Annotated in this window: 6 protein-coding genes; 4 read left to right on the top strand and 2 right to left on the bottom strand. The window is 64.6% G+C overall.

Features of this window, described 5'->3' with window-relative positions; translation table 11 throughout:
• Positions 1 to 107 precede the first annotated feature (107 nt).
• Positions 108 to 1,193 (top strand): hypothetical protein, encoded by a 1,086-nt coding sequence (locus DQW06_RS12300; protein WP_157983419.1) that lies wholly within the window; start codon positions 108 to 110, stop codon positions 1,191 to 1,193.
• On the opposite strand, the gene DQW06_RS28890 is transcribed toward DQW06_RS12300, so the two are convergent.
• Entirely contained in the window at positions 1,178 to 1,339 is a 162-nt protein-coding gene (locus tag DQW06_RS28890) for a hypothetical protein (RefSeq protein ID WP_157983418.1), read from the bottom strand. The two genes, DQW06_RS12300 and DQW06_RS28890, sit on opposite strands and share 16 nt — an antisense overlap.
• A gap of 1,542 nt (positions 1,340 to 2,881) precedes the next feature.
• The gene (locus tag DQW06_RS12290) at positions 2,882 to 3,655 is read right to left on the bottom strand and encodes a competence protein CoiA (protein ID WP_117198467.1); all 774 of its coding nucleotides are present in this window, start codon (positions 3,653 to 3,655) and stop codon (positions 2,882 to 2,884) included.
• A 1,653-nt stretch (positions 3,656 to 5,308) separates the two neighbouring features.
• Here DQW06_RS12290 and DQW06_RS12285 point away from each other — a divergent pair.
• The 3 genes from DQW06_RS12285 to csb2 all read left to right on the top strand — a co-directional run.
• On the top strand, positions 5,309 to 5,920 hold the full coding sequence (locus tag DQW06_RS12285) for a transposase (RefSeq protein ID WP_232833015.1): 612 nt from the start codon (positions 5,309 to 5,311) through the stop codon (positions 5,918 to 5,920).
• Positions 5,921 to 6,049: 129 nt separating this feature from the next.
• Positions 6,050 to 7,228, top strand: a complete 1,179-nt coding sequence (cas7u, locus tag DQW06_RS12280) for a type I-U CRISPR-associated RAMP protein Csb1/Cas7u (protein WP_117198466.1) — start codon at positions 6,050 to 6,052, stop codon at positions 7,226 to 7,228.
• A gap of 16 nt (positions 7,229 to 7,244) precedes the next feature.
• The coding region (csb2, locus tag DQW06_RS12275) for a type I-U CRISPR-associated protein Csb2 (protein ID WP_232833016.1) at positions 7,245 to 8,639 on the top strand (1,395 nt) is incomplete at its 3' end.

Raw genomic sequence — 8,639 nt, 5'->3', positions numbered from 1 at the left:
CCACCCCCCGTGACGGTGCCCACCCCGCACCTGGTGGAATTTCGGCAATCCGCGGTCGCCTCCTAGTGCACACAGGCCTGCAGCAGCTGAAGTGTGTGCTCAGGTACGTGGATCCGGCCCGCAGCGGCGTGATCCTCACTGGCCCGAAGGCCTACGCCAAAGCCACAGTTTTGACCGCGAACAAGACCCCCACCGGACCGCTCCTGATCGACCCCGCCGCCTACGAGTCCCATGCCGCCACGGACAAGACACCCTTCATCTACGAGGTCGACGAGAAAGAACTCGCGGTCCCCTCGCTATTCGACCCGCCAGACCCGGACGACCCTCTCGAAGCGTCGATCCAGCGCCAACGCTCGGCCGGCGTCACGGCGTGCATCACCCCGACCGGCTACCTGCACGCCGAAGACGACGAAGCCCTCCTGGCCGCAGTTCACAGGGCTGCGGAACGCAAAGACCCGAACCTGATCCTCGCGCTTCCTGTGGATTGCGCATGGCTGCGCGACGGCAACGTCGACCAACTCATCGCCGCCCTGCTCCTCTACCCCGGCCCCAAAGCACTGATGCTCGGCGGGCAGATGGACCCACTGGGGCAGTTCGCGAAGGCCGTCGATCATCTGCTGCGCGTGCTCAGCGAAGTTCCCGACTGCGCCTTGCTGCGCACAGACCTGGCCGCCTTCGGAGCCCTTGCCCACGGTGCCGCGTTCACCTCATTCGGGGTGACATCGTCCAAGCGACACATCATCCCGCCCGGCGCCAAAGCCAAGACCGGCCCGATGACCATCACCTCCCCCCACGTCCTCTTCCCTGAGACCATGAGCTTTCACCGCGGGCTCAAGCTCGCCGACAAGTTTGCTGCGGACGAGCCGCCTACGTGCAACTGCAGCAACTGCGAGTACCAAGGGCTCGATCGGTTCACGGACAACAAGGCGAAGCACCAGTACGCAGCGATGGCGCACAACCTTGAGATCCTGCAGGGGTGGCGAGACAGTCTGATGGCTCTTCCCCCCGGCAGGGACCGCCAGATGTGGTGGTACGAAGCCTGCAACAGGGCGAAGCAGTACTGCGAAGTCCTCAACGCCGAACTGCAGCAGAAGAACGCATTCAAGCTCTGCGTTCAGATCAAACGGTGGGCGGCGCAAGTCCCCGCGAGCATCGGAGCAGACGCAGAGGCAACCGATCAGCGCACAAGCTGATAGAGCTTCTCGACGAATCTCCATGCTGCAGCGGTGTGCCTCTTGGGTCTGTACTCGGCCGGCTCGAGGGGCACCTCGATACCTGACGGAGTCTGCAACAGCACACCCACGCCGTAGAAGGAAGCCTCGTTGAGGTAGTCATCCATACGTGGAGCCGGACGCTGTAGCAGAACAGCGCGGCTACAGAACGGTGCGAACTTGGTAGCTGCTTCCAACGCCTGCCGCGGCCGTGTGTCCCTGACCAGTGCCAGTTCAACTTTCAACGGGCGTACGGCCTTTCGGGTGACGCTTCCTCCCTCACGATCAACCGCAGTGGAGGGTAGTCGCCGCACGCTCGCTCTATCATCGGGACACAGGGATTCCATGGGTATGGGAAGGCCGACAGGCAGCTCTAGCAGTGCTTCCAAGGATTCCATCGCCGTCAGGGGCTGCGCACTGACGCTCTGACGTCGGCGGTGTTCAACGGGGTCAAACCGGTAGAACATCGTCGCTCGCTGCCCGAGAACAGTCAGATCATCGGCCTCGACATCCAGGCAAGCCAGGGCACGCGATACCGCCCGTATGGAGCTACCACCAGTCGTACCTGCGAATGTTCCCATGGCCCCCACCTTGCCTCATCGAGTGTCGAGCCCTGAAGGGGCATGCCGGTCTGGCTAGTTCCCGCTGGTGAACGCGTCCGCAGCCACATGCTCCAAGACCGGGTGCAGCAGTGGCCACAAGGGGTGTGCGACAGCTCGATGCCAACGTCGACGCTCACCAGGCGTAGCGGGCACAACCTCCACCAGCCTCAGCTCCACCAGGGCATCCATCGGAGCGCGGTACAGGCTGGGCTGCACCCCCTGCTCGCACGCGAGGTCGCCCATGCAGACCCCTTGTGGGCCAGCCTCGGCCAAGGCAAGCAACAACTCGGCTCGATACCGGTTGCCGAATAGCTTCCTGGAGAGATGCCGCATACGCTCCGCAGACATGATTAATTATTCGTCAATCATGTTTCGTTCGTCAAGCACGGTCTAGGTTCCGTTCGGAAGATCACATGCAGTCGCCTACGAGTGAATCGAAGACATGACATCAGCAACGCCCCTCGTCCTCGCTCTGTGTGGCTGCGAAGAGTCACAGGCCATGGTCGCCTGGTGAGCGTAGCGAGGTGCGGCCCCGGAAGTATGTGCTTCCGATAAAGAACACATCACTATGACCTGCTCTCCAAACAGCGTCTGCCAACACACATCTCGGTCCACACACGTGCGCGCAATGACAAAAGCTGATTCGTGCCGGATCTGATGGAAGCTCTCAATCCTGGGGAGGAGAGACATGGCAGCACCGGGGAAGTACCCCGATGAGCTGCGTGAACGCGCGATGAGGATGGCTGTGCAAGCTTGTCAGGACGCAGCCACCCGAGACAGCTCTAACCCCGCACCGCCGACCAGTTCGTCATCAACCGCGAGGTCCTACGCAACTGGGCCAACCAGGCCGAGACCGACGCTGAAGACCGCTGTGGCATCACCACCGACCAAGCCCAGCACACCGTGTTCTCCCACGCTCAGTTGGACACAACGCGCTGAAACTGAGTCCGCACGGTGCCAAGCAGCGGCGGTAGCCACGAGGCGGCCCGCGTCTCCTACGCTGGTGCGGGCCATCTCGCTTAGGGCCCCTGGACGGCTCTGTCGAGCGGGGCGCTAACTCCAACCCTTCTACGGCTGCCGATCATCAGGAACCAGGAGGATGGCCCACTTGTCACCGAACTTGCCGTGGACCGAGCTCAACTTGAAACCGACCTGCTGACGCGAGCACTTTCTGAGCGTGCGCGGTGAGTACCCCGGATAGTCCACACCAGTTGGTTCGCCTCCTGGCCCGTACCAGGAGTAGGACTCCCCCGAACGGTGAAGGCCCTCAAAGCTGACACGCCACATCTCGCGGCTCTCGGGGTCGATGATGTGCACGCCCTGCCCGTACCGGTTGTCCACCCACAGCATTTCCGCAGGCACTCGCACCTCATCATCTTCATCTGCGATGAGTAGAGTAGCGGCGCGGTTGCTGGTGAACAGCCACACTGTGGCGTCGTAACCGAGGCGACGATCCCGTGCGACTCTGCTCTTCGCTTCGTCTACCTGGATCGCGGAGTCCTGGACTTCAACGGCGACCTTGCGGGTGTTGCCTCGGGCATCGACGCGGGAGACGACAACGTCCACACGGCGTCCCTGGGCTCTATGGCTGACCTCGATCTCAGCGGTGTAGCCCAGGCGTGTGAACTCTTCGGCAAGGACCTGCTTGGCGAGGAGATGGCGCCAGCTTTCGCCTTCCGCTGTGCACGTGGACCCGGGTGTATGAGCGAAGTGTGCCGCGATCTTGCGACCGCGCTTCTTGAGGATGACCCCTGAGTCACACTCCGGGCAGGTGTAGGCGCCGTCCGGAGTGTCTTTGGCCGCAAGAGTGCGCTCACCGTCATGGTCGTTGGCGATGAGCATGTTCCTCCCTCACGGTCCTTTAGGACATTCTTGCTCCTGACAGCCGAAGGCGTGGTTTTGGCGTCCGGTTCCGGCCATGCGTGGAGACTGCCTACTTGGCTGAAGGCCTCTGGCTACCCAAAGCAAGGTAGGAGCATGGTCCGAAAGCGCTGGTTCCGCGAAGCTAGATGCGTGCACCGACGAGGTCGATTGAGGGGACACAGCCAGCGGTCCGCTCCTCTCTTCAGTGCGGACGGCCCTAAAGAAGCCGTTGAGACCTCATGGCCGCGGCATCGCCGCGACGATTGTGGGCCTTCAACGGGGACGTCCTGCTCGAGGACGTAACGGCTCCTGGAGGAGTCGATGAGACGGCCCCGATCGGGTCGGCGCCCACACTCCGGTGTCCTTCAACGTGGACGACTCCTGAAGAGCCGTTGGGACGACCGGCTGATGTTCACCGGCGACGAAGGCCTCGGCCTTCAACATGCACGGCTCCCAGGGAGCCGTTGAGACGGCTGTTCTACCTGGTTCCATTCACCGATGTTGCCCCTTCAACATGGACAGCTCACGAAGAGCCGCTGAGACCGGTACCGGATCACATAAGTCATCGTGGCCCGCAAGCTTCAATCTGGACGGTTCCCCGAGAGTCGTTGAGACCTGAACAGCCTGGTAGCTGGTGCAACCTGAGTCCCTCCCTTCGACGTGGACGGCTCCTGGGAGGTTGTTGAGACGACCGGAGCAGGGCGCCAGTGATGTTAGATGACCCCCGAGAAGCCGTTGAGACCACTAGGTGCCGTCCAGCGACATGGGGTGGTTGAGCCTTCAACGTGGACGGCTTCTGGGGAGTCCTCTCCCGTAGCCGTCCTGCCTCCACCGCAAGGTCAGAGAAATCAAGAACTACCTTCAACGTGGACGGGAGAGGACCCTTACGAAGGGTACCGGGCAGGGTTGCTGAGAGACTGGGGTGGTATGCAGCGCTCTTCTAGTTACTGATATCTCTGACGCTTGCCATGGTTTGAACCAGGTGAAGTTTCCCCGTTCCGAGGACAAGATGACCTCTGGCCGTGTACAACGGAGCCGACACAGTGATCTTCGACCTTCAAGGGGCCAGATGCACCAGGTCTTCCAACTCTGTCTCAGCCACCGTGATCGGGCGAGGAGCCGATGGATGCTTCCTGCCTGCGCCGCAGCGCTCGCGGCTACGTGGGGCGTCACCATCGTCTGGCTGATCGTGATCGTCGTGGTGATCCCTCGCTGATTGCAGCCTAAGGGAGTGAGCAGGCAGCTGAACCGGTGGGACGGCTGCCTGTTACACACCCCGCCCCTAGATCGTTGATGGGGAATTCCTGAACCTGCTGCGGGCACGACGAAGGGCGTCGAGGACCGGTGTGTGAAGACTGACCTCGACGCCCTTCTGGCAGCACTCTACGTCCCTCTGGACGGCCACGTGCTCCCTTCGATGAACAGCCCCCGCCACCCGGCCCCCGACCACTGCTCACCGACGCCGAACTCGTCTGTGTCGCCATCGCCCAAGCCCTGCTCGGGTGCGTTTCCGAACGCCACTGGATAGGCACCGCCCCCATCAGGATCGGGCATCTGTTCCCGCATCTGCCCGGCCAGTCCGAGTACAACTGCCACCTGCGCGATGCGGCCCCGGCCCTGTTCAATGCCGTGATGGGGCTGGCCCGCGCCGTCCCGACCTGGCACGAGAAACTGCGTCTGATGGACGCCACCCCCGTGCGATGCGGGGCCTCACGGGTCACCGTGAACCGCTCCGGCCTGGGCGAGATCGCCGGGTACAGCCGCGACACCTCCCACCATGCCTTCTACTGGGATGCCAAACTCGTGCTCGTCACCATCGCCGAGGGGTCGGTGCGCGCGTTCAGCCTGGCCCATCCCAAGGAACTAGACGAGCGCCAGCAGGTGCTGCACTTGCCCCAGGTCCAGGACTGCGCCCCCGGACCGGTGCCGATCGTGTACGACAAAGGGTTCGCCGGGGTTGGGATCCAGACCGCTGCCCGCCACTTTGGGGTTCGTCCTGGTATACGTCCGTCCCGCCAGGACGAACCCCAGGACACGCGTTTCCCGTCCTGGTTGCGTCAGCGGATCGAGGAGACCATCTGGACGTTGAAGAACCAGCTCGGTTTGGAACGCCACCAGGCGCGCACTACCGAGGGCCTTTGGGCCCGGGTATGTCAGAGGGTCTGCATGCTCAACGCGGCGATCTGGCATGACTGGCAGGTGGGCGCCCCGGTCAAGCGGTCACTGGTGGCTTACGACCACTGACCAGGACACCCAACCCCCATCAACGATCTAGTGTGTCGCTCGATGTTACCCACGCCGCTGCAACACCTTTCCTCCGGCTGGTCACCAGCATCACCATACGACCCTCTTACCTTGTTGAAGGAGACGTTGATGTCCAGTCAGTTCCTAGAGTTGCTGTTGGCCGCGGCGGGGCCTGAGCGCCTCTGGGCGGGCGTGTCGGCTCAGGCCGAGTACCGTCCCGCCGCAGGTGACAAGGTGTTCCCGCCTTCCTACCCCAAGGACAAGAACCAGGATCAGGACAGCGCGTTCGCTCAGTCCCCCTACTTGTTCGAGAAACACTGGGTGGATGGCGAGCAGCGGTGGGTCGTGGTGCTGGATCAAGTGCCCAGCCAGGCCAACCGCGTCGAGACCGCCCTGCTGGAAGCTCGTGATGAGGGCCGGATCCGGTTGCCCCTGTTCGAGCTCACCACCATGACGTCCCGTGGTCCGGTGCGAATCACCTCGCTAGAGATGCCGCACCGGTTCGCTGACGCCTACCTGCGCGACAGCCAGATTGACGGGGTGCGCTTTCCCAAGACGGAAGTGGGTAAAAAGATCCGGGCGGTTACCGCACGGGATGTGCGGGCCCTGTTCGAATACTCGCCCGAGTCGCTGCTGTTCGGTGGGTGGGACTCCCACCGCAAGGGCCACCAGACCCGGTTCGCCCGCGCCTACTCCTCCTCCATCATCGGACTGGACCCCCGCTTGGGTCAACGCCAGGGCGGTCGGATGGACCCGGTCAATCTCACCGGCGCCGTTAAGGACTCCACGAAGGATGATTGGGAGTTCATGGTCCCGGGGGAGAAGAAGGCCAAGACTAAGGGCGAGAAGCTCAGCGAACGCGGCCACGGCAACATCGCCCCCAACCCCGCTCACGGCGGTGTGTCCATCACCGGAGCCCGCCGTGCGGGGTGGTTGTCGATGGCCGCGCTGGCACGGTTGCGCTTCGGGGATGCCCCGGTGGAGGCGGTGCGTCTGGCCCGGGCCACGCTGGCGGCGTTGGCGTTGGCCGGGGATCGGTTGGCGTTTGGTGGGCCCTCGGTGTGGCTGCGCTCGGGCTGCGACCTGGTCCACACCGGTCAGCGACTGGTCTTCGAGGGCGAGGGCGATATGCGTGAAGAGATCGCCTTGGGTGCGGGTGAGGCCATCGAGGTGTTCCATGAGTTGTGCGAGCGCACCGCCAAGGCCGGTATCACCATGTCCCAGGAGACCATCGCCCTGGAGCCGGTGCCGGCGCTGGCCAAGGCCATCGAGTACTCGGTGGCCAAGTCCGACGAGCCAGGGGAGTAGTCCCGTGCCGTTGGTGATGAGTGTGCGGCTCCTTCAGGGCCGTTATGACGCCGCCGATGGGTGGCGCGAGAATGTGGAATGGCCCCCCGCCCCCTCCCGGCTATTCTGCGCTCTGGTGGCCTCGGCCCCCACCGAGGAAGAACGACAAGCTCTGGTGTGGTTGGAGAAGCAGCCGCCGCCGCAGGTGTGGGCGGGGAACCTGCCCGAGCAGGCGCGGTTTCGTTCGGATGGGTATGCGGTGACCAACAAGACCTCGGGCAAGGGCGGCAGCCAGTTCCTGCCGGGGCGCACGACCGCTCTGCTGACCCAGGTGTCGGGCATCCCGGACACAGGCGAGTTCGCGTTCGTGTGGACCGAGGCCGACCCGTCAGCGCAGGTGGAGAAGGCGTTGGCGGAGCTGGCGTGGAAGGTGCCCTATCTCGGGCGGTCCACCAGCACCGTCGCCATTCGTGTCCATACCACCCCCACTCTGCGGCCGGAGTGGACCATCTACACGCCGGTGGCGTTGGGTGAGCGGGCCACGACCGCGCTGGGTGTGCCCTACCCAGGCTACCTGGACGCTTTGGACCGGGCCTTTGAGCAGGGGGGTAGTGCGTGGGATGTGCGCCGCACGATCGGCTACACCACCCCCGACGCCCTTGTGGCCGAGACGCCCCGGGTGGTGTTGGGGCCGTTCGGGGCGATGCAGGTGTTCGCTTTCGGGCCCGACGTGGTGCTGCCCGCTTCCGGTGAGCTGTTGACGCTGACCGACAAGCTCCGCGACACGGTGATGGCGCGCATCGGCCAGGACATCCCCGGGCAGGTGTCCGGGCACGCCGAACCGGGCCGCCACCACGTGGGTTTCCTGGGGCTGCCCGAGGTCGGCCACCGGCACGCCCGCGGCTCCTTGCACGGCCTGGCGGTGGTGCTGCCCCGCGATGTGGACCCCGAGGCGGCCGATGCGGTGCACCGGGCTGTGGTGGAGGAGCGGCTGACCCACCTCAACCGCGGCTACGGGCCTGTCTTCCCCCTGGAGTGGCAGGCTGAGGCCTCCAGCACCAAGGCGCTGAACCCGGCCCGCTGGAGCGCTCCCGGGGCGGGGTCGCGGGTGTGGGTGAGCGCGACCCCGCTGATGCTGGACCGGTTCGTGCGCCGCAACAGCGACCCCACCGACAGCATCGCCCGATCCGTGGTGACCGCGGGCTACCCCGAACCCTCGTATGTGCAGGTGTCCCAGGCGCCGCTGACGCCGGGGGCGATGCTGCGCCCCCGCACAGGCACCTATCCTGCGGGGCGGCCCCGGCGGTGGGTGCGGCACGCCCGCATCGAGTTCCCCGAACCCGTGGTGGGGCCCGTCCTGGTCGGCTCCATGCGCTACCTGGGCTTGGGATTGTTCGAACCACGCCCCACCGCCCGCCCCCACACCCCGGTT

Source organism: Nocardiopsis sp. TNDT3, from assembly GCF_003427465.1.
Taxonomy (GTDB): Bacteria; Actinomycetota; Actinomycetes; order Streptosporangiales; family Streptosporangiaceae; genus Nocardiopsis; species Nocardiopsis dassonvillei.
This window is presented reverse-complemented; position numbering and strand designations above follow the sequence as displayed.